Origin of the sequence: Rhodopseudomonas sp. BAL398 (assembly GCF_033001325.1) — a bacterium.
Taxonomy (GTDB): Bacteria; Pseudomonadota; Alphaproteobacteria; order Rhizobiales; family Xanthobacteraceae; genus JARJEH01.
Window position 1 is genome coordinate 4,091,939 of the sequence record NZ_CP133111.1, and the last position, 19,407, is coordinate 4,111,345.

Annotated in this window: 17 protein-coding genes; 8 read left to right on the plus strand and 9 right to left on the minus strand. The window is 63.8% G+C overall.

Annotated features, from left to right (window positions below; all coding sequences use genetic code 11):
• Nucleotides 1-7: 7 nt before the first annotated feature.
• The gene (locus RBJ75_RS19290) at nt 8-679 is read right to left on the minus strand and encodes a DUF4286 family protein (protein ID WP_044411029.1); all 672 of its coding nucleotides are present in this window, start codon (nt 677-679) and stop codon (nt 8-10) included.
• An 83-nt stretch (nt 680-762) separates the two neighbouring features.
• Here RBJ75_RS19290 and RBJ75_RS19295 point away from each other — a divergent pair, with 83 nt between their 5' ends.
• From RBJ75_RS19295 to RBJ75_RS19310, 4 genes are read left to right on the plus strand one after another with little or no spacing between them, the layout of a single operon-like run.
• Nucleotides 763-1,344, plus strand: coding sequence for an amino acid synthesis family protein (locus RBJ75_RS19295; protein ID WP_052628923.1), 582 nt, complete (start codon nt 763-765; stop codon nt 1,342-1,344).
• 3 nt (nt 1,345-1,347) lie between these two features.
• Nucleotides 1,348-2,547: an amidohydrolase family protein gene (locus RBJ75_RS19300; protein ID WP_044411031.1), complete on the plus strand. Its 1,200-nt coding sequence runs from the start codon at nt 1,348-1,350 to the stop codon at nt 2,545-2,547.
• A gap of 7 nt (nt 2,548-2,554) precedes the next feature.
• Nucleotides 2,555-4,255, plus strand: coding sequence for an amidase (locus RBJ75_RS19305; RefSeq protein ID WP_080901022.1), 1,701 nt, complete (start codon nt 2,555-2,557; stop codon nt 4,253-4,255).
• On the plus strand, nt 4,245-5,672 hold the full coding sequence (locus tag RBJ75_RS19310; protein ID WP_276156567.1) for a UbiD family decarboxylase: 1,428 nt from the start codon (nt 4,245-4,247) through the stop codon (nt 5,670-5,672). The genes RBJ75_RS19305 and RBJ75_RS19310 overlap by 11 nt, the downstream gene beginning before the upstream one ends.
• 51 nt (nt 5,673-5,723) lie before the next feature.
• Here RBJ75_RS19310 and RBJ75_RS19315 read toward each other — a convergent pair whose 3' ends face one another.
• From RBJ75_RS19315 to RBJ75_RS19340, 6 genes are all read right to left on the minus strand, one after another.
• Nucleotides 5,724-6,302: a MarR family winged helix-turn-helix transcriptional regulator gene (locus RBJ75_RS19315; protein WP_152647916.1), complete on the minus strand. Its 579-nt coding sequence runs from the start codon at nt 6,300-6,302 to the stop codon at nt 5,724-5,726.
• A gap of 427 nt (nt 6,303-6,729) precedes the next feature.
• Nucleotides 6,730-6,957: a tautomerase family protein gene (locus tag RBJ75_RS19320; protein WP_044418912.1), complete on the minus strand. Its 228-nt coding sequence runs from the start codon at nt 6,955-6,957 to the stop codon at nt 6,730-6,732.
• A 32-nt stretch (nt 6,958-6,989) separates the two neighbouring features.
• Nucleotides 6,990-7,964 carry an ABC transporter permease gene (locus RBJ75_RS19325; RefSeq protein WP_044418914.1) on the minus strand — a complete coding sequence of 325 codons (975 nt, stop codon included), beginning with the start codon at nt 7,962-7,964 and terminating at the stop codon, nt 6,990-6,992.
• Nucleotides 7,965-7,970: 6 nt separating this feature from the next.
• Nucleotides 7,971-8,882: an ABC transporter permease gene (locus RBJ75_RS19330; RefSeq protein WP_160297987.1), complete on the minus strand. Its 912-nt coding sequence runs from the start codon at nt 8,880-8,882 to the stop codon at nt 7,971-7,973.
• 71 nt (nt 8,883-8,953) lie between these two features.
• Nucleotides 8,954-10,483, minus strand: a complete 1,530-nt coding sequence (locus RBJ75_RS19335; protein WP_276156566.1) for a sugar ABC transporter ATP-binding protein — start codon at nt 10,481-10,483, stop codon at nt 8,954-8,956.
• A gap of 114 nt (nt 10,484-10,597) precedes the next feature.
• Nucleotides 10,598-11,614 (minus strand): sugar ABC transporter substrate-binding protein, encoded by a 1,017-nt coding sequence (locus RBJ75_RS19340; protein WP_080900898.1) that lies wholly within the window; start codon nt 11,612-11,614, stop codon nt 10,598-10,600.
• Between the two features lie 603 nt (nt 11,615-12,217).
• Here RBJ75_RS19340 and RBJ75_RS19345 point away from each other — a divergent pair.
• Nucleotides 12,218-13,018, plus strand: a complete 801-nt coding sequence (locus RBJ75_RS19345; RefSeq protein ID WP_044406881.1) for an alpha/beta fold hydrolase — start codon at nt 12,218-12,220, stop codon at nt 13,016-13,018.
• Between the two features lie 102 nt (nt 13,019-13,120).
• On the opposite strand, the gene RBJ75_RS19350 is transcribed toward RBJ75_RS19345, so the two are convergent.
• Entirely contained in the window at nt 13,121-14,233 is a 1,113-nt protein-coding gene (locus RBJ75_RS19350; protein WP_044406878.1) for a hypothetical protein, read from the minus strand.
• Nucleotides 14,234-14,682: 449 nt separating this feature from the next.
• On the opposite strand from RBJ75_RS19350, the gene RBJ75_RS19355 reads away from it, so the two are divergent.
• Together RBJ75_RS19355 and RBJ75_RS19360 are read left to right on the plus strand one after the other, a co-directional pair.
• On the plus strand, nt 14,683-15,960 hold the full coding sequence (locus RBJ75_RS19355; RefSeq protein ID WP_052628837.1) for a cytochrome P450: 1,278 nt from the start codon (nt 14,683-14,685) through the stop codon (nt 15,958-15,960).
• A 19-nt stretch (nt 15,961-15,979) separates the two neighbouring features.
• Complete coding sequence (locus RBJ75_RS19360; RefSeq protein WP_052628836.1) at nt 15,980-16,948, plus strand: PDR/VanB family oxidoreductase; 969 nt, start codon at nt 15,980-15,982, stop codon at nt 16,946-16,948.
• A gap of 159 nt (nt 16,949-17,107) precedes the next feature.
• On the opposite strand, the gene RBJ75_RS19365 is transcribed toward RBJ75_RS19360, so the two are convergent.
• Entirely contained in the window at nt 17,108-18,124 is a 1,017-nt protein-coding gene (locus RBJ75_RS19365) for a leucyl aminopeptidase (protein ID WP_234707330.1), read from the minus strand.
• A 371-nt stretch (nt 18,125-18,495) separates the two neighbouring features.
• Here RBJ75_RS19365 and RBJ75_RS19370 point away from each other — a divergent pair, with 371 nt between their 5' ends.
• The gene (locus RBJ75_RS19370) at nt 18,496-19,245 is read left to right on the plus strand and encodes an SDR family NAD(P)-dependent oxidoreductase (RefSeq protein WP_044406875.1); all 750 of its coding nucleotides are present in this window, start codon (nt 18,496-18,498) and stop codon (nt 19,243-19,245) included.
• The last annotated feature ends 162 nt before the right edge of the window (nt 19,246-19,407 follow it).

The window sequence follows — 19,407 nt, forward strand, 5'->3', positions numbered from 1 at the left end:
CTGTCTTCTATCGTTGGCCGATTTGCCGCTGCCCCCATCGCTCGAACACGGCGTAGCTCGCTTGAAACCAGTATTGCTCCGCAAGCCGCTTGCGCCACGCCGTAGCCCGGGCTTTGTCCCGCGCCGGAGATTGCAGCGCCTTTGCGTCCGCAAGGTAATGCAGCGCCATGTGGGTGTGGATCTCGGGAAAGCCATCGGTAACGAGCATTCGGCGCACCATCAACCAATCTGGGCATTCCATCAACAGCGGAATGTGTTCCGTCTCGTACCAGGCGTCGAACTCCGCGGCGGCCTCGGCGGGGACGTTGAAACAGACGCTGTAGAGAACCGGGGCGTCCAGCGCCGCTGCGACGCCGCGAGCCGCGGGTTGCGCCGACGTCTCGCTGGCAAGGTAGCGGGTAAATCCCGCGACATTGGCCAGCATGAAGGCGGTTTCCTCCGACGGGTTGTTCTTGATGAACTTGTAGGCCTCGCTCGACAGCACGCCGACATCGTCCATCTCGTAGACCGCGAGATAACCCGTGCGGTCCTGGCGCTGGTAGCGCTGCGCGCTGACGAAACCAGGGCAGGCCATCCGTACCGGTATATGGTGCGTATCGTACCAGGAGTGGAATCGATCGGTCCATTCTGCCGCCGGAGTCATTTCGGAGAATAGGACTGCTTGACCTTTGGTCTGCATTTGCGGATGCCTCGATTGACAGATTGTCTGACAAATTGGTATCTGGTTGCGACCCGCTGTCAAGCCTTGGAAAGTCACATCAGATGCAGTTGAACATCCGCAGGACCTATCTGTTGATCGAAGATAAGAGCGAAGCGGCCGGGCGGCGGGTCGACACGCCGGTTCGCAAGGTCGCCGCGGTTGTGGTGCTGGAGAATCCGTTTGCCGGTCGCTACGTGGCCGATCTCGGCCCGCTGATCGAGGCGAGCGTCGGGCTCGGCACGATGATGGGGGAGATGGCGGTGGCCGCGCTCGGGTCCTACCAGGTGCAAGGCTACGGCAAGGGCGCGCTGGTCGGATTGAACGGCGAGGCCGAGCACGCCAGCGCGCTGATCACCACCGCCTACGCCAACCCGCTTCGCGAGGCGATCGGAGGCGGCAAGGCCTGGATCTCGTCGATGGTGAAGATGGCGACGCCGGGCTGTGCGATCGACATTCCGATGAATCACAAGGACGATGTCTATGTGCGCTCGCACTACGACGGCATGACCATCGCCCTGCAGGACACCCCGATGGCCGACGAAATTGCGGTGATCTTCTGCATGGCCAGCCATGGCCGCATCAATGCGCGGGTCGGTGGTTTGACCCACGACGAGGTGGTTCAGCGCAATGGCCTCAAGGGTTAGCCAATGAAAACGGCGATCGTCAACATCGGAACCATCGTCACAGGCGACCTGAAAGCGCCGTTTGCCGCGGGTGACGCCATCCTGATGCAGGATGGCCGGATCAGTGCGGTCGGCACGTTGTCGTCGGAGCAGGTGTCCGGCGCCGATGTGGTGATCGACGCCGCCGGGACCACGGCAATCCCTGGGCTGATCGACAGCCATGTGCACATCACCTTCGGCGATTACACGCCGCGGCAGCGCGTGGTCGGCTATCTCGAAAGCTACGTGCATGGCGGCACCACTACCGCAATCACGGCGTCTGAGGTGCACACGCCGGGGCGACCCAAGGATCCGGCCGGCGTCAAGGCGTTGGCGCTGGCGGCGCGCAGCTGTTTTCTGGACTATCGGCCGGGCGGCATGCGGGTGCATGCCGGCTCGATCATTCTCGAGCCGGGTCTCACCGAGGCCGATCTCGACGAGCTGGTGAAAGCCGGGGTGTGGCTGGCAAAGGCCGGCTTCGGCGCCTTCGGTTCCCCGTTCGACTATGCGCCGCTGATGCTGGCGGCGCGCGAGCGCGGCATGGTGACGACCATGCACACCGGTGGGTCATCGATTCCAGGATCCTCCGGGATCTGGGCCGAACACGTGCTGAAGTCGAACCCGACCGTCTCGTTCCACGTCAATGGCGGCCCGGTGGCGATGCCGGAACACGGCTTCGCGCGGCTGGTGAATGAAAGCAGCATCGCGCTGCAGTTGTGTACGGCCGGCAATCTGCGCACGGCGCTGCTGACCGCGAAATTGCTCGACGAGGCCGGCCAACCGGAACGGCTGTTGATCGCCACCGACACGCCAACCGGCAGCGGGATCATGCCGCTCGGCATGTTGTACACCATCAGCCATCTGGCGAGCCTCGGCGATATGCCACCCGAACAGGCAATCGCGGCCGCGACCGGAAACAATGCGACGACGTATCGGCTCGACAATGGTTTTCTGAAGCCCGGCAAGGATGCCGACGTGGTGCTGATCGACGCCTGTGCGGGTGGTTCGCAGGACGACGCGCTCGCGGCGCTGCGCAACGGCGACGTGCCCGCGGTCGCCGCGGTGGTGAGCGACGGGGTGCCGCGCTTCGTCGGCCGCAGCCGCAACACGCCGGCCGGCATTCGCAACGTGCGGGTCGCCGAAACCAAATTGCCCCGCGACTTTTCCGGCGCGGCTGCGCACTAGCGGATTGATGAAAAGCGCGGTCGCTCAACTTGACAGCGCGACGCAACAAGCTACGATCTGTATATTAATTCTGAAAGAGTTCCGTCGCGCGTGCCGTCGTCGACTTTGGTTTGACCGACAGGCGGGAGCGGGCTTGAGATCGCAGGTTTGCAGCGTGAGGAGTCCGACGGTGACAGCTTCCGCCAAAGTGCAACGAGAGGGCTTGATGACCGACCTTGACGACGCGTTTCTGGTTGAGATCACGATCGACGGTGTGCACGAGGCGATGCGCGCCGGTCGGCTGACCGCGCGCAAGCTGGTCGAGTTCTATGTCGCTCGCATCGCTGCCTATGACAAAGCCGGGCCGTCGATCAATTCGATCATCTCGATCAATGCCGCGGCGCTCGACGAGGCGGATGCGCTCGACGCCAAGTTTCAAGCGTCAGGGCTGACCGGGCCGTTGCACGGCATTCCCATGGTGATCAAGGACCAGGGCGACGTGATCGGTCAGCCGACGACGATGGGCTCGGTGTTGTTCGCCGGGCACCAGCCCGGGCGCGACGCCTTTGCGCTGGCGAAGCTGAAGGCCGCCGGGGCCATCATTCTCGGTAAATCGACCTTGGGCGAACTCGGCGCCGGCGACACCCATGGCTCGTTGTTCGGCTCCACCCGCAACGTGTTTGATTTCGAACGCACCGCCGGGGGATCGTCCGGCGGATCGGGCGCCGCGGTGTCGGCGAATCTCTGCACGGTCGGCATCGGACAAGAGGGCTTCTCGTCGATCCGGCGGCCGGCGGCCTGGAACGGCATCGCCGGGATGCGGCCGACCGCGGGCCTGGTCAGTCGCGACGGAATTTACGGCGGCTGGCCCTCGATCAACGGTTCGCTCGGCCCGATGGCGCGCAACGTTCGCGACCTCGCCATTCTGTTGGATACGATGGTCGGCTACGACGCCAAAGATCCGATCACCGCGCTCGGCGCGCACCGGATCGCCGACAGTTATTCGGCGGGATTGAACGTCGACGCGATGAAGGGCGCGCGCATCGGAATTCTGCGCGAGCCGTGCGGCTACGCGACCGAGCCCGACAGCGACGACTTCAAGGCGATCGACGAGGTATTTTCGCGGGCCGTCGAGGAGTTGAAAGCGCAGGGCGCCGAGGTGGTCGATCCGATCGTGATCCCGAACCTGGTCGAGCTTCTCAGCAAGCGCGCCCGATCGGCCACCGAGGACGACGAGTCCTTTGCGCATTACGTGTCGGGATCCGCAGCGCCGCCGTTCCGGTCACGCCGCGAGGCGATGGCTTCCGAGGTGTTCAAAGGCGTATCGCGCGGCGCGCAGGCGCGCTGGAGCGCCAAGCCCAATCAGGACAGCTATCACGAATACATCAAGGCACGCGACACCCTGATGCTCAATCTGCATCAGGTGATGGCGAGCTTGCGGCTCGATGCGATCGTCCACAAGGCCGTCGAGCATCAACCGACGCTGATCGCCGAGGGGCTCAACCCGCCGTTCCGCGACCAGACCGGGGCCATTCACATCAACACCTTCCTGGTGTTCGTGCCCTCGGTGGTGGTGCCCTGCGGCTTCACGCGCAATGGGCTTCCTGCCGGGTTGACGTTCCTCGGCCGGCCGTATGACGACGCCAGCATGTTGCGTTATGCTTACGCCTACGAACAAGCGACGCGACATCGTCGGTCCCCCTCGTTGGGGCTGCAAAATGTACAATGATCTTCGCGAATATATTCAGCAGATCGATGCGCTCGGCGAGCTGCGGCGGATCGACGGCGCGGATCCGGTCCATGAACTCGGCGGAATTACCGAGGTCGCGGCCGGCTCGGCGGCCTGTCCGGCGCTGCTGTTCGACAGCATCAAGGGCTTTCAGAAAGGCTATCGCGTCTTCACCAACGCCACGACCAATCCCCGTCGCGCCGCATTGGCGCTCGGCATCGACACCGAGCTGCGCCCGGTCGAGGCGCTGAAGGCCTGGAAAGAAAAGCGGGCGACGCTGAAGCCGCTTCCGGTCAAGACGATTAGCTCGGCGGCATTCTTCGACAACAGTTTCGAGGATGACGCCGTCGATCTGACCAAACTTCCGGCGCCGACCTGGCATCGCAACGACGGCGGCCCGTATATCGGCTCGGGCAGCCTGGTGGTCACGGGCGATCCCGACAGCGATTGGGTCAATGCGTCGATCTATCGAGTCCAGGTGCATTCCCGCAATCTGGTCACCGTGCAGTTCGATCATCAGGGCCGTCACGGCGCGATCATTGCACGCAAATATTGGGATCAAGGCAAGCCGTGCCCGATCGCGATCGTGAACGGTCAGGATCCGGCGCTGTTCATTTCCGGATTCGAGTATTTGCCGGAGGGCGGATCGGAATATGAGTTCGCCGGCGCGATCAAGAATACGCCGCTCGACGTGATCAAGGCGCCGCGAAGCGGTCTGCCGATTCCGGCCCACGCGGAAATCATTCTCGAGGGCGTGCTGCTGCCGCCCTCCGAGATGACGCTTCCCGAAGGACCGTTCGGCGAATTCACCGGTTACTACGCGGCCGACACACGGCCTGCGGCCGTGATGCGGGTGGATGCTGTCTATCACCGCAACGATCCGATCCTGTTCGGCTCGCCGCCGTTGAAACCGCCGCGGTTTCATTTCGGGATGCCGATGCGGGCGGCGAGCATCTGGGGCAATCTCGAGACCTGCGGGGTGACCGACGTCGTCGGCGCCTGGCAGCATGTGTCGCAACTGATGACCGTGGTGGCGCTGAAGCAGCGTTACGCCGGACACAGCAAACGCGCCGGCCTGATCGCGGCGGCGAACAGCTATATGGGACGTCTGGTGGTCACCGTCGACGAGGACGTCGATCCCTCCAGCCTGGCCGACGTGATGTGGGCGGTGACCACGCGCTGCGAGCCTTCGGAATCCGTCGACATCATCCGCAATGCCTGGAGTTCGTCGCTCGACCCGCGACTTCGTCCCAGCGATCGGGCGGCCGGACTGACGTCGCACTCGAAGATGATCATCGATGCCTGCAAGCCGTTCGATTGGATCGACAGCTATCCGACCGCCTCGGCGCTGCTGCCGAGAGAGGCCGCTGAGATCGAGGCGAAATGGCGCGACATGCTGGCGGGCAAAGCCACCTAATCGCGGCCTCGGCGGCGATGCGACGGCGCGATTCGGTTGGCGGATGAGCCGTCAGGTCGACTGGTAAGTCTCGACGACCTTGATCTCGGCGAGGGCATATTCGGAATTCTGCAAAAGCTGCGTGGCGAATTCGTTGGCGCTTTCGATCTGCTTGCGGTCCATGCCTTTGAACAGGATGTCGTTGATGCTTCGCACCACCGGCGCGACCTCGGTGACCGCGGCTTCGCCTTTCGGCGACAACTTGATCAGCACGCTGCGTTTGTCTTTTGTGTTCCGTTTCTTGGTCAGCAGTCCTTTGCGGATCAGCCGACCGACCTCGGTGGTGACGTGGGTCGCAGCCAGGCCAATGTAGTTGGACAGCGGAGCGATCGCGATGCCGTCGTGACCTTGCCGATAGGCGACGCCCATCAGCACGGTGAACTGGCTGCTGGTCAAATCCAGCCGCCGGCCGAACGCCTCTCGGCAGGCCAGCAGACGGCCGAGCGACTGCACCAGACGGTAGATGACGTCCCGCATCCAGTCGTCGGATCCGCCTTTCAGCAGATCCTTTCGCGACGTGGTCAGCGGCGAGACATACAGGCCACGCGATGCGGCTGACTTCCCTGCAGATTTATCGCTCAATTTGCTCATCGGTTGCTCGGCCCGCTCTTTCAACTATCTGGCGTGCATAACATAGGATGCGCGCGACCGGAAAATAACTTTAGGATACGACGTGTACATTCGTTCCGTAGTGAGTAAAGGGCGTCGTCAGTCGAATCCGGCGGCGCGCGGTGCCGTCCCCACTATCATAGGTCGGCGGGCGGCACCTAGCGTTTACTCAGGTGAGATGAACGGGCGGCCGTCGACAGCAAACAGCTCGCGGTCGGTCGGCCGCGCGAGGATTCTGCCTGGCTGGATAGCGCCGGAGCCGCGGCGGTGCAGCAATGTCACCACATGCGCAGGGCCATGCGGTGCATTGCCCAAAACTCGGGCTTTTGTGTCGCTGAGCTGTCGCGGCACCAACAATTAGGCAGACGTGTCTGCACAGACTTGGCGAGTTCCGCGAAGGTCGATGAGCTCATCCTCGATCGCGGGCGGCGCGGCGGCGCTCCACCTCTTCGATGGTCAGCGGAACGCCCCCCGTGGACCACAGTCCGCTCGCGATCTCGCTGATCGTGACCAAGACGTTCGGCCGGATCGCATCCCCGGAGACCCGCACGAAAGCGTCGGTGATGTCACGGATCAGCTGGGTCTGCTGGTCGCGGGTGAAGGCGCCGGCGAGATGTTGGACTTGAACGAGAGGCATCGGGACTTCTCCAATTGTTGGTCGGCGCGGTTTCAGCTGCGGCGCAGCGCCAGCCGAAGCATGTCGAGCCGCGTGTTGAAGGCGGTGCCGTCGAGGATCGCGATGGCGAGAAGAACCAGGCCGACGAAGATCTCGTGCGCGTAAGACGACAGGCCGAGCGCGTTGAGCCCGGATTGCAGAACGCTGAGCGTTAGCGTGCCGAGCGCGATGCCGAGCGGCCGGCCGGTGCCGCCGGACAGCGAGACGCCGCCGAGGATCGCTGCCGTGGTTGCAGGCACCAGCACGTTGGACAGGCCAGTCGGCGCGGCCGAGGCCAGGCTGTAGCCGAGCAGCGCGCCGCACATCGCCGCCAGGGCGCCGGAGAACGCGAAAGTTCCGATCAGCAAAGTGTCGACGCGGATGCCCGCAGACAGCGCGGCCCGGCGGTCACCGCCGACCGCCAGCAGATCGCGGCCGAGCTTGGTCATGCCGAAGATCAGCGCGACGACGGCAAAGATGATCAGAACGTTGAGACTGGGAATCGAAAAGAAGCCGAAAATGTGTTGCCCGAGCAAGCCCGCGACCTCGAGGTCGTCATACTGGATCGAGCGGCTTTCGGTCAGCGCATAGGAGACGCCGAAAAACACCAGCAATCCGCCGAGTGTCACGCCGATTGAGGGCAGTTTCAGCCGCGCGATGATGAAGCCCTGCAGCAGCCCGGTGCAAAGCCCGGTGCCGACCGCGGCGACAAGACCGAGCCAGGGATTGTCGCCGCCGGTCAGCACCGCGATGCACCCTGCCATGCCGACCATGCCGGCGACCGACAGATCGAACTCCCGAATGATCATCGTCATGCCGACGCCGAGGGCGATCGGCCCCACGGTGGCAAAGATCTGCAGCACGCTGAACACGATCGAGGACGAGAGGAACCGGCCATGACTGCCGTCGATGGCGGCGAGGATCAAGATGACGGCCAGCAACACGGCCGACGGACGAAGATAGGGAGCCAGCAGGTGGCGGTTGAACATGACTGCTTACTTTCGGGTGATCGTGGTCTGCAGCAGGATGACGGCCAGAATGGTGATGCCGGAGATCAGGTATTGCCATTCCTGGCGAAAGCCGTGGAGCAGCAGGATCACCCGCACGACCTCCATGATGACCACGCCGATGATGGTGCGGACGATCGAGCCGCGGCCGCCTTCGATCGCCGTGCCGCCGATGATCACCGCGGTGATGGCGTCGTAGTCGAAGGTCGCGCCGTAATCCATATTGCCCTTGCTGTAGCGCGCGGCGAGCAGCATGCCCGGCACCGCGGCGAACAGACCCGCCCACAGATAGGCGCTCGCCGTGGTCCGCCAGACGCGGATGCCGGCGGCCTCGGCGGCCCTGCGGCTGCTGCCGACCATCATCAGATTGCGGCCGAACACGGTGAACGACAGCAGCAATTGTCCGATCACCGCCACCCCGACCATCAGCAGGAACTCAATCGGCAGGCCGAGCAACTTGCCGCGCAGCACCTCCTGGCCGGATCCCGGAGGAATGAACAGCGAACTGCCGTCGGTGCACCAGGGCGCGATGCCGATCAACAGTCCGAAGAACGCGATGCTGACCACCAGCGGATTGGCGCCGAGCCAGCCGATGATCAGGCCCTGCGCCAGGCTGACCAGCGCGCCGAACATCAGCGACAGTGCAATCGCCGGAACGATCCCCCACGACAGCAGCGCGGCGGTGAACACCAGCGTCGTCGCCGACACCGTCGCGCCAAGGCTGAACGACATGATGTTTCCGCTCACGGTCAAGAGCGTCATGCCAACCGCCACGCAACCGACGAACGACGCCGTGGTCACCAGCGACAGCAGGCTTGCCGCGCTGAGGAAGCCGGGCGAGCTCAGCGCGATGATCGCCAGGGCGGCCAGAAACACCACCCTGAGGACGGTGATCATCATGGTCCCGCGACTGGCAAGGCGGAGGGTGCTCGGCGCGCGAAATCCGGGACGGTCCACAGTGGAAGGCGTGCTCATGAAGCGGTCACTCCGGAAATCGCCTCGGCGGGCGGCGAAGCCAGATCTGGCGGGTGGGTGATGTCGGCGAGGATGTCTTTCATGGCGATGGCCGCGCCCTCATAACGACGGACAAATCGCCCGCGATACAGCGTGATGACGATGTCGGCGACGCCGACGATCTCTTCGAGGTCGGTCGAGGTCATCACCAGGCCGAAGCCTTGGTCGCAAAACGAGCGCATCATCTGATAGATGTCGGCACGGGCGCCGACGTCGACGCCGCGGGTCGGCTCGTTCATCAGCAAGATCCCGGGCGCCTGGCCCATGGCGCGGCCGAACAATACTTTCTGCTGATTACCGCCGCTCAATTGCCCGATCTCGGAATCCAGCCGCGTCTTGTCGACACCGACCTGCGCCAGCAGCGATTTGGCTGCGTTGCGAAGTCGCGATCGGGAGATCAGTCCGAACCAGCCGAGCAGCGGTAGCCGCGTGGCGACGACATTGTCGAGCACGCGCATGCGCGCAAAGATGCCTTCGGCAGCGCGATCCTCGGAAATGAAATGGATATTGTGGGCACGCGAGACCGCGGCCGAATTGAGCCGCATCGGCGTGCCGCCGACGCTCACCGTGCCGGTGGCGATGCTGAGCCCGGCCAGCGCCCGTAATACGTGATGCGCGCCCGACCCGACCTGTCCGGCGATGCACACCAGCCGTCCGCGGGGTAGCGTCATCGAGAGGTCGTGCACCAGCCCGGGCACCGAGAGGTTGGCGACGTTGAGCGCCGCCTCGTGAAAGGTTTCGTTGGGTTGATGCCGATACATATCCTCGAACGAGCGGCCGAGCATCAGCTCGATCAGGCGCTCGCGATCGCAGTCGCCAACTGGCATGGTGACGATATGGCGGCCGTTGCGCAGCACGGTGACGCTGTCGCAGATCGAAAATACTTCGCCGAGCCGGTGCGTGATGTAGATCACCGATCGCCCCTCGGCCTTGAGCGCACGGATCGCAGCGAAGATGTTGGCGATTTCGTTGTCGGACAAAGTCGCCGTCGGCTCGTCCAGAATCAGCAGCCGCGCGTCGCCGACCAGCAGTCGCGCAATCTCGATCATCTGGCATTGTCCGATCGAAAGATCGCGGGCCAACGCGTCAAGCTCGAGATGCCCGGCGCCGATCCGCGACAGCGCCGCCTGCGCCTTGTCGCGAAATTCGCGGCGGCGGTGAAACACCGGGACGCGATTGCTGCCGAGCCAGATGTTGTCGAGCACCGAAAGCGACGGCACGATGCTGAGCTCCTGCGCGACCTGGGCGAAGCCGGCGTCCTGCGCATCGCGCGGCGAGAGGAATTCCGCGGGATGACCGTCGACGTGGATGGTGCCGGTGTCAGGGCGTTGGATCCCCATCAAAATCTTGACCAGCGTGCTCTTGCCGGCACCGTTTTCGCCGCAGATGGCGCGGATCTCACCCTGCGCGAGCGACAGGCTCACATCCTGCAGTGCCGCGACTTGGCCCTGAGCGAAACTTTTCGAGATGCGATTTACGGACAGCATGTCGGTCACCGGTGGGCCTTACGGATGTTGGCGAGATTGATATCCATTGAGTCGCGATCTAACGGCCGGCCTGTGCATCCATCGGGATACCAAGGCCGGCCGCTTGCCGATCGACTAGAACGTGCAGGGACCTTCCCACTTTGCGAGGTTGTCCTTGGTGACCGCCTCGATCGGGAAATACTCGTACTTCGAAACCGGTTTGCCGTTGAAGTAGCTGGCGGCGACTTCGACGGTCTTGGCGGCTTCCCAGGTCGGGATCTGCGTGGCGGTTGCGAACATCTTGCCGGCCTTGATCGCCTCGATGCCCTCCTTGAAGCAATCGCCGCCGATCACGGCCATCTTGCCCGGCCCGATGCCGACCTTGATGCCGGCCGCCTCCGCCGCCTGAATCGAGGCCGTCGCCATGTTGTCGGCCATGCCATAGATCACATCGATACCGCCTTGACCGGCGAAACGGCCGTAGAGCTGACCAGAGATCTTTTCGGTCAGCACCGGATCCCATTTGGCGTCCTCGATGGCGACGATTTTGACCTTCTTGTTTCTCGCAAGGACTTCCTTGATGCCGGTGACGCGCCGAGGCGCGAGGCCTTCGGCCAACAGCCCGGTGACCAGCGCGACATTGCCGCCGTCACGGCCGGACGCTTTCAAGGCATCGAGGATCGATTGCCCGCTGATCCGTCCGAGCGCGACGTTGTCTTCGCCGACGAATGAGACGAACAGATCCTCGGAGCCGGGCTTCGGCGGCGCGACGAACATGATCACCGGGATCTTGGCCTGCTTGGCGCGCTGCAGCGCCGGGATCACGGCGTGCTCCGACATGGCGATCATCACGATCATATCGAACTTGCGGGCGATCGCCTCGTCGATCTGGGTCGACTGCAGTGCGGGATCGTAGGGCGTGGTGAAGGTGGTGATCTCCATGCCGAAATCCTTGGCGCGTGCGATCACCAGCCGATTCAGCAACGCCATGTAATAGTCCTGCAAGGTCGCGACCATCAGCGCCACCTTCTTGCCCTTGGTCTGCGGCGTCGCCTCGTCCGCACGCGCGGCCGGCATCGCCATGGTGAGTCCGATCACGACCGCGAGCACGGCGCTGGATCGTCGCATAATTCGACCGACGTGTTTTGACATCAGAGTTCCCCTGAAATGGACTGAGAGTTACCGCTTATCGACCACGACCGAAGTGCTCATCGGCAGGCTGGCGTGCACCCGCGCGGTCGCCAAACTTGACCGTGCAGAGAACGAGTGTGCGCGCCGATCCGCCGATCCAGCTACCTACATCATGTAGGTAACGTGACGGCGCGGAAAAATGCAAGGTGCATTTCTGAGCGTGCGACGCACCAAATTTAACCAGCCGATCGATGGCACGCGCGGCGGACCCGCGCTCGGGCGTGACCGGCCGGGATCGGCCACCAATTGCAAGGAGGCAAGCCCGCGTGGTCCGGCGCAACGCGAGCCTTCGAAACGGCCAAAAAGCCCCGCAAAAACCGGGCAAGCGGCGTGTCGCAGAGATTACCTCGGGGGCGGCCGGCGGTCTGTCTTGGGGAACGCGTGTGGCCTGGCGGACGGCGCGGCGGCACGACGGTTGCCGCTGTTGCGTGCGGTTGCCGGGGTAGACGCCGCGACGCCGGCTGTCTGCAAAGCATCCGGAAAAACGTCTTGATATAGCTTAATGATGTAAGTACCTCTCGAAAGAACAACCATAGGGAGTTCAACAATGCTGCAGGTTATCCGATGACGCCGCGACGAGGCGGGCACCGTCTGGTGCACGGCGTGCGTTTGCACTTTCTGGATTTCGCCGAGCACCATGACGGGCCTGCGATCCTGTTGCTGCCGGGAATCACCAGCCCCGCCGAGACCTGGGCGTTCGTCGCCGAGCGGCTGGCGGCGACCCACCGCGTGGTTGTGCCGGACATTCGCGGCCGAGGGCTTTCCGACGCCCGGCCGGGCCTCGGCTATTCGCTCGATGATTACGCGGCGGATGCTTTAGGATTGATCGCGGCGCTCGGGCTGGAGAAGCCGATCGTGATCGGCCATTCGATGGGCGCGCGGATTGCCGGTCGTCTGGGGGCGACGGCGCCGGATGTTGCGTCCAAGCTGGTGCTGGTCGATCCGCCGTTGTCCGGACCTGGGCGGACGCCGTATCCGACGCCGCTCGGCTCGTATCTGACGGCGATCGACGCCGCGTCCCGCGGGGCGTCGATCGCGGAATTCCGCCAGTTCACGCCGACCTGGAGCGACGACCAGATCGCCCTGCGGCTGGAGTGGCTGCCGACCTGCAGCGTCGAGGCGGTGACGGAAACACATCGGAATTTTCAGGAGGAAGAGATCTTTCCGGACTTCCCGCGGATCACTTGTCCGTGTCTGCTGATCTATGCGGGCAACGCCAAGGTGGTCTCGCCCGAACAGGCCGCCGACATCGTGCGGCTGCTGCCCGATGGCCGGGCGGTCATGGTCCGGGCCGGGCACATGATTCCGTGGGACAATCTGGACGATTTCATCGCCGCAACGCTGGCCTTCCTGCTGCCTGCATGAAAGGTGGTGGGAGAGGGGCGCGCGAAGAATTGAGAAGCCAGAAAAGTCAACGGCGCGGCAGCTGAAGCTACCGCGCCGTGTTGTTTCCGCCGATCCGCAGGATCAGAACTTGACGCTGACGCCGGTGTAGACCGTCTGCTCCGTGCAGGATTTGGTCGACTGGCCGGTGGCCGCCACGGTGCAGACTCCGGGCGCCGCATTGTGATCGAGGCCGAACTTGTTCTGCCAGTAGCGGTAGGCAACCCAGACGTCGACCATGTGGGTGTATTTCGGTCCCATGGCGAATTTGGCGGCGTCGAAGGTGACGCGGATCGGTTCGCTGTTGAACTCGGTCTTGGTGGCGGTGCTGAAGCGACCGACGCCGGTGCCCGAAAGCGGTGCGTTCTGGTCTCCCTTGGGTCCGTACCAGGCGGCGCGACCGCTGATCGAGAAGTACTGCATGTTTTCGGGGAGGAAGCCCAAGTCCATGGAGTAGTTGGTCTCGATCGCCCAGGTGGTCTTGTAGTCGGTTTTGCCGTCGTCTGAGCAGGTCAGCCCCGGGGTGCCGGGACCAAACAGGCCACATTGATTGAAGGCGTTGTGGTTGATTTCCTTGTACAGCAGCGGCGCGACGTTGAAGTAGCCCTTGTAGGGAAGGTCGAACGCGAACTGCAGGCCGGCGACGAAATCCCGCTTGCTGGGCGCGAGAAAGGTGTTTTCGGTCTCGACGTCGGCGCCGATCTCGAACGAGATGTTGTTCAGCGGTCCGATCGAGAACGCCTTGGTGTTGAACAGCTGATTCCAGCCGAAGGTGGAGCGCACCAGGCCGTAGACCTCGGTCGCGCCGGCGCAACTTGCAGCGGCGCCGCTCTGCAGCACGCCGGCATTGACGCACGGACCGGCCGGATCGTTGTGGTCGGACTTGAACATCGACACGTTGAAGAAGTTGGTGCCGTAGGCCCAGGCGTCGAAGTGGGTGAAGGAATAGACCTGCTTGGCGGTCTTGCCGTTGACGCTGCCGTCCCGGCGGACGCTGAAGGCGCCGGGATCGGTGCCGTTCGGCATCCAGGAATAGGTCAGCCGGTTGTCGATGACCAGGAAGAACGGCAGGTCCGGAACGGCCTTGACGGCCTTTGCCGGGAAGTCGGCGGCATGGACGGTGCCGGTGGAAGACATCGCAGCAATCGCGAGCAGATTGATCGCCGCCACAGTAATCGCTCGGTAGCCATTGGACATTGCAACCCCCCAAAAGATAAATACGTACAACAAGAACATACAAGACGTACATTTATCTCTGGGGAAGTCCAAATTAGCGGCAGTCGGCCGCACAATAATCTTGCGGAGCGCGCCGGGCGGCGGCGACGGCGACGTCCCCGACGGCAGTCTCGCCGCATCGCAAGCGCTTATTTCCGCTGTGACGACGGCACCATTGCGCGGCGCGGGCGCAGCGCAGCAACGTTCGTCTCGGGGCTGCTCAATTATTTAGCGGCGGCCGCTGCTGCGCGGCGCGCCCAACGGATTGCTACAACTTGTAACAAAAATGCAACATCGGGTCTGGCGGTTTTCGTTAGCGTGGCGCGCTGGAGGCACGCTGCGCTTGACGCCGGAAATGTCTTCAAAGAATATACGACTCGTACATTTTATTTCGGCAAGATCGCCCGACGCCCTGACCATAGGATGCTTCCATGATGTCGACCGCCTCTGCCTCGTTCCCCGTGCTCGAGGGCTTCGATCCCTTCAGCGAAGAGTTTCTCAGTGATCCGGCGCCGACCATCAAGCGCGCGCAAGCGACTGCGCCGGTGTTCTACTACGAGCCGCTGCGGATGTGGGTCGTCACCCGCTACGACGACATCTGTAAGGTGGCGCGCGACTGGGAAAGCTACTCCTCAAAAGCCGTCGGCTTCGTGCCGCCGCCGGACGACCTGAAGCACCTGATTCCCGACACCTTCGTCGGCGATCACTACATCTCGCTCGATCCTCCCGAGCACACCGCGGATCGGACCGCGGTGGCGCGGAGTTTCCTGCCGCGCGAATTGCAGAAGCAGGAGGGCAACATCCGGCGGATCGCCAATGAGCTGATCGACGGCTTCATCGCCAGGGGATCCTGCGATTTCATGCAGGAATTCTGCTATCCGTTGTCGCTCGGCGTCATCATGGGGCTGCTCGGCGTGCCGACCGAGAATGCGGCAAATTACCGGATCTGGACCGAGGACCTGTTCGCGGTGCTGACGCCGAAGTCGAAGGATGCGGTGACCAAGCCGATGAGCGAGGAAGAGCGCCGCGAGCGCTGGACCCGGCTCGCCGCCTGCCAGGAATTCTTCGGAGAGCTGGTCGCCGATCGCGGCAAGTGCCCGATGGGCGATCTGGTGAGCACATTGTTGGGAGCCAAGGACCCGGCCGGCAATCCGGCGATTCCGCCGCGGCGGATCATTCGCCAGATCCATGAACTGGTGGCGGCCGGAAACGACACCACCGCGAACCTGATGGCGCAGATGCTGATGTTTCTCGGCGACAATCCGGATCAGGACAAAGAGGTGCGCGGCAATCATGCGCTGTTGCCGGACGTCGTCGAAGAGACGTTGCGCCGCCGCGGCACGTCGCCCGGGCTGTTCCGACTCACCACCAAGCAGACCGAACTGAGCGGCGTGACGATTCCCGAAGGGTCGCTGATCTACCTGTTGTTCATCGCCGGCGGCCTGGACGAGAGCCGCTTCCCGGATTCGGAGAAGTTCGACATCCACCGGCCCAACAAGGAAAAGCATCTGGCGTTCGGCCATGGCCGGCACTCCTGTCTCGGCAATCCACTCGCCCGGCTCGAAGCCAAGGTGGCCTTCGAGGAGCTGTTCAGGCGGCTTCCCGATTTGCACGTCGTGGCCGGACAGTCGCTGGATTACTTGCCGGCGATCACCGTCACCGCGCTGAACCACCTGGAAGTGCAGTGGACGCCGCCGGCGGCGCAGTGAGCAGGATCGGGGGCGCGCGATGTCGAACGATTTGAGCAGTCGGCTCACGGTCCGTCGGATCCACCGCGAGACGCCCGAGATCGTGGTGCTGGACCTCGTGGCGGAGGACCAATCGACCTTGCCGGCGTGGGACCCCGGCGCGCACATCGACCTCTTGCTGCCATCCGGCAAGGTCAGGCAGTACTCGCTGTGCGGCGATCCCGCCGATACAACCACCTATCGCGTCGCCGTGCTGCGCGACGCCAAAGGCCGCGGCGGGTCGGAGGAAATCCACAGCGTGTTCGCCACCGGCTTCACCGTGGCGAGCCGCGGACCGCGTAACCACTTCAAGCTGGTCGACGCGCCGCACTACATGTTCATCGCCGGCGGCATCGGCGTCACGCCGATGCTGCCGATGATCCGCGCGGCGGAGCGGGCCGGTCGTCCCTGGCAGCTGGTTTATGGGGGCCGTTCGCTCGGCGCGATGGGCTTCCTCGGCGAAATCAACGATCGCAATGGCGGCAAGGTCACGTTGCTGCCGCAGGACGACTGCGGCTTGCCCGACCTGGAGTCATTGTTCGCGACCTTGCCGGCCGAAACGGCCGTTTATGGTTGCGGTCCGAGCGGCATGCTTGCGGCACTCGAGGCGGCGGCGGCGCGGCATGGTCGGTCGGCGTCGCTGCACATCGAGCGGTTCGCCGCGGCCGAAACCGATGCGGCGCCTGCCACAGTCGGCGAGGACCGGGCCTTCGATGTCGAACTGCGTGGCTCGGGCGTGGTGCTGCACGTGCCGGCGGATGCCAGCCTTGGCAACGTGCTGCAGGACGCCGGCATCCCGGTGACGTTTTCCTGCCAGGAAGGCTATTGCGGCAGCTGCGAGACCCGCGTCCTCGAAGGCGTGCCGGACCATCGCGATACGATCTTGACCGACGAGGAAAAGGCCGACGGCAAGATCATGATGGTCTGCGTCGGCCGATCCTGTTCGCCGCGGCTGGTGCTGGATCTCTGATCGCACCTCCCTGCAAGGCATCAAGCCTGGCTGAGATCGCCGCCAAGACCAAGATGCCGCCGATTGCAGACGCAATCGGCGGCATCTTTTATGTCACGTCATTGCGGCGCCGGAGCCCGGTAAGCCTATCGACGACCGTGCCGAGGCAGAGCTGTCGGCTCAGCGACCGGCCACCCGCATCGCCTCTGGAATGACGACGCCGGTTTCGACGATGGGCTGACCGTCGAGATACAGCGAGCAACCCTTCAGCGGAATGTCGAGATGGCATTCGGTATGGTTGGTGCCGCCGACTTCGGTGTTCGGCCCGGTGGAGAACAGCACGTTGCCGTAATAGGCGCGGCCGTCCTGGCCGACGGTGTGCGTGCCATCCGGCGTCGTTCCCATGTAGGTCCAGCTCGCCTTTTCGTCGAGGCCCCAGCCGATGTGGGACACCGCATAGGCCTTCGGATCGTTGAAACTCTGCATGAAGTCGCGCATCAGCACGCCCTCGGTGCCGCCGCCGGAGATCTCGGTGATGTAGCCGGCCTTGATGGTCAGGGTGATCGGCGAGGAGACGTAGCGCATGAACGGCAGCAGCATGTCGCCGCTGTCGATCACCACCGTGCCGTCGACGCCGTCCTCTTCGGCGCCGGTCCATAGGAAACTCCCCGGCCATGCGTCCCAGCGACCCGGCTGATCGGTGTAGCCATATTGGCCGACGACGCGGAATTGTCCCAGCCGGTAGGTGACGTCGGTGCCGCCGGGCGACGTCACGCGCAACTCCCGCCCGGTCTTCAGCACGCCGACGGCGGCTTCGACCCGTCGACGCGACTCCGGCGAGGACAGCATCCGCGACAGCACGTCGATCGGCTCCAGTACCAGCAGCATCCGCGGTCCGGCGTCGGTGATCTCGGTCTGCTCCTTCGACCACAAGAGACCGATCATGTCGATCACCATGTCCATCGTCTTCAGCGTGTCGATCGCCGCCTGGCGGCCGCGCAGCGAATTGCCCGGCCCGAAAAAGCTGCCGGGGCGCTTGCGGATGTTGACGTGCACCGGGTCAGCGCCGAGCTCCTCGGCTGCCGCCATAAACGCTTCGGCATAGTCGATCCGGATGCGGTCTTCGGACAGAACGCCGATCCGCTCGCCCGGCTTCACCTTGCAGAGTTCGAGCTCTTGGCGAAAGAGCGCAACCATATCCCGATCTATAGCCATTGTCGTGTTGCTCCGGTAGTTTCGGCCTGCGCGAGGCCGAGCGCGCATCGGCGCTCATTGTGCATTACGTCATCGGTCGCCGGACACAAGTCAGGCTGCTGGAACAGATGTCGTGGTGATTGCGCGCTTCGCGGTTGGAGGCGGCATTCGTCGTCCGGCATCTGGACATATGTACATAATGTAGGTATATGCCGATGGGTGTCAAGCTGCATCGCGCCGCAGCCGGCATCGCCGACGCTGGCGCTTCCGACGATTCGACGGCGAGATTCACATCGAGGTCGGTGCGCGATCGACAGCGACGGCGCGGCCGAGACCGGCGAAATACGCCATTCCAACAACTGGTGATTTGAGCAATGAGCACGATACAGAAGGTTGCCATCGTGACCGGCGCCGCGCGCGGCATCGGGCAGGCCATCGCGCGGCGGCTCTGCCGCGACGGATACGCCGTAGTTCTGGCCGACATCAATCTGACCGAGCTTGAAAGCGCCGTCGCGTCGCTTCGGCAGGAGATTGCCGACGCGACGTGTCTGCCGGTCGAGGTGGATGTCACGTCGCGGCCGTCGGTGGATCGTCTGGTCGCGGCGGCGGTCGCGGGATTCGGCCGCATCGATGTGCTGGTGAGCAATGCGGGGATCTGGAAAGACCTGTCGCGCGGGCCGTTCTGGCAGATCGCGCCGGCCGAATGGCAGCGGACATTCAGCGTCAACACCGAGGGCGCCTTCAACTGCGCCGCTGCTGTTGCACCGCAGATGATCGCGCAGGATTGCGGCCGCATCATCTTCATCGGGTCGTCGTCGATCGGCGAAGCGCTCGCCCACATCACGCAATACACCGCTTCGAAGGCTGCGCTGATCGGATTGATGCGATGCGTCGCCAAGGAGCTCGGCAAGAACAATATCACCGCGAATATGGTGCATCCCGGGCAAACCGACACCGGCGGTTTCACTCGCGAGCAACTCGAACAGAGAGCGAAGAGCAAGTTCATTCAAAGCGTAGTGACGGCGGACGATCTGACCGGCATCGTCGCGTTCCTCGCCAGCTCCGAGAGCCGGTTCATCACCGCGCAACAGATCAACGTCGACGGCGGCGGCGTCTTCAACTGAGCCACCGGCGCGGTGAGCAGCGTCGGCGGCCCGCACCGATGCTGTGCGGCCGCTGACAATTGATGCAGCCGCCGCTGCAATCTTGGGCAGCGGACGCACTTTTGTTGCGCTAGACCCTCGGGCGAGGCGGCCGGATGCCGCGGCGAGGCGAGCAGAGGAGGC

What these genes read in the sequence shown, in the direction of transcription:
- RBJ75_RS19290 (WP_044411029.1), bottom strand. Translation starts at nt 679, where the DNA reads ATGCAGACCAAAGGTCAAGCAGTCCTATTCTCCGAAATGACTCCGGCG.
- RBJ75_RS19295 (WP_052628923.1), top strand. Translation starts at nt 763, where the DNA reads ATGCAGTTGAACATCCGCAGGACCTATCTGTTGATCGAAGATAAGAGC.
- RBJ75_RS19300 (WP_044411031.1), top strand. Translation starts at nt 1,348, where the DNA reads ATGAAAACGGCGATCGTCAACATCGGAACCATCGTCACAGGCGACCTG.
- RBJ75_RS19305 (WP_080901022.1), top strand. Translation starts at nt 2,555, where the DNA reads ATGAAAAGCGCGGTCGCTCAACTTGACAGCGCGACGCAACAAGCTACG.
- RBJ75_RS19310 (WP_276156567.1), top strand. Translation starts at nt 4,245, where the DNA reads ATGTACAATGATCTTCGCGAATATATTCAGCAGATCGATGCGCTCGGC.
- RBJ75_RS19315 (WP_152647916.1), bottom strand. Translation starts at nt 6,302, where the DNA reads ATGAGCAAATTGAGCGATAAATCTGCAGGGAAGTCAGCCGCATCGCGT.
- RBJ75_RS19320 (WP_044418912.1), bottom strand. Translation starts at nt 6,957, where the DNA reads ATGCCTCTCGTTCAAGTCCAACATCTCGCCGGCGCCTTCACCCGCGAC.
- RBJ75_RS19325 (WP_044418914.1), bottom strand. Translation starts at nt 7,964, where the DNA reads ATGTTCAACCGCCACCTGCTGGCTCCCTATCTTCGTCCGTCGGCCGTG.
- RBJ75_RS19330 (WP_160297987.1), bottom strand. Translation starts at nt 8,882, where the DNA reads ATGATGATCACCGTCCTCAGGGTGGTGTTTCTGGCCGCCCTGGCGATC.
- RBJ75_RS19335 (WP_276156566.1), bottom strand. Translation starts at nt 10,483, where the DNA reads ATGCTGTCCGTAAATCGCATCTCGAAAAGTTTCGCTCAGGGCCAAGTC.
- RBJ75_RS19340 (WP_080900898.1), bottom strand. Translation starts at nt 11,614, where the DNA reads ATGTCAAAACACGTCGGTCGAATTATGCGACGATCCAGCGCCGTGCTC.
- RBJ75_RS19345 (WP_044406881.1), top strand. Translation starts at nt 12,218, where the DNA reads ATGACGCCGCGACGAGGCGGGCACCGTCTGGTGCACGGCGTGCGTTTG.
- RBJ75_RS19350 (WP_044406878.1), bottom strand. Translation starts at nt 14,233, where the DNA reads ATGTCCAATGGCTACCGAGCGATTACTGTGGCGGCGATCAATCTGCTC.
- RBJ75_RS19355 (WP_052628837.1), top strand. Translation starts at nt 14,683, where the DNA reads ATGATGTCGACCGCCTCTGCCTCGTTCCCCGTGCTCGAGGGCTTCGAT.
- RBJ75_RS19360 (WP_052628836.1), top strand. Translation starts at nt 15,980, where the DNA reads ATGTCGAACGATTTGAGCAGTCGGCTCACGGTCCGTCGGATCCACCGC.
- RBJ75_RS19365 (WP_234707330.1), bottom strand. Translation starts at nt 18,124, where the DNA reads ATGGTTGCGCTCTTTCGCCAAGAGCTCGAACTCTGCAAGGTGAAGCCG.
- RBJ75_RS19370 (WP_044406875.1), top strand. Translation starts at nt 18,496, where the DNA reads ATGAGCACGATACAGAAGGTTGCCATCGTGACCGGCGCCGCGCGCGGC.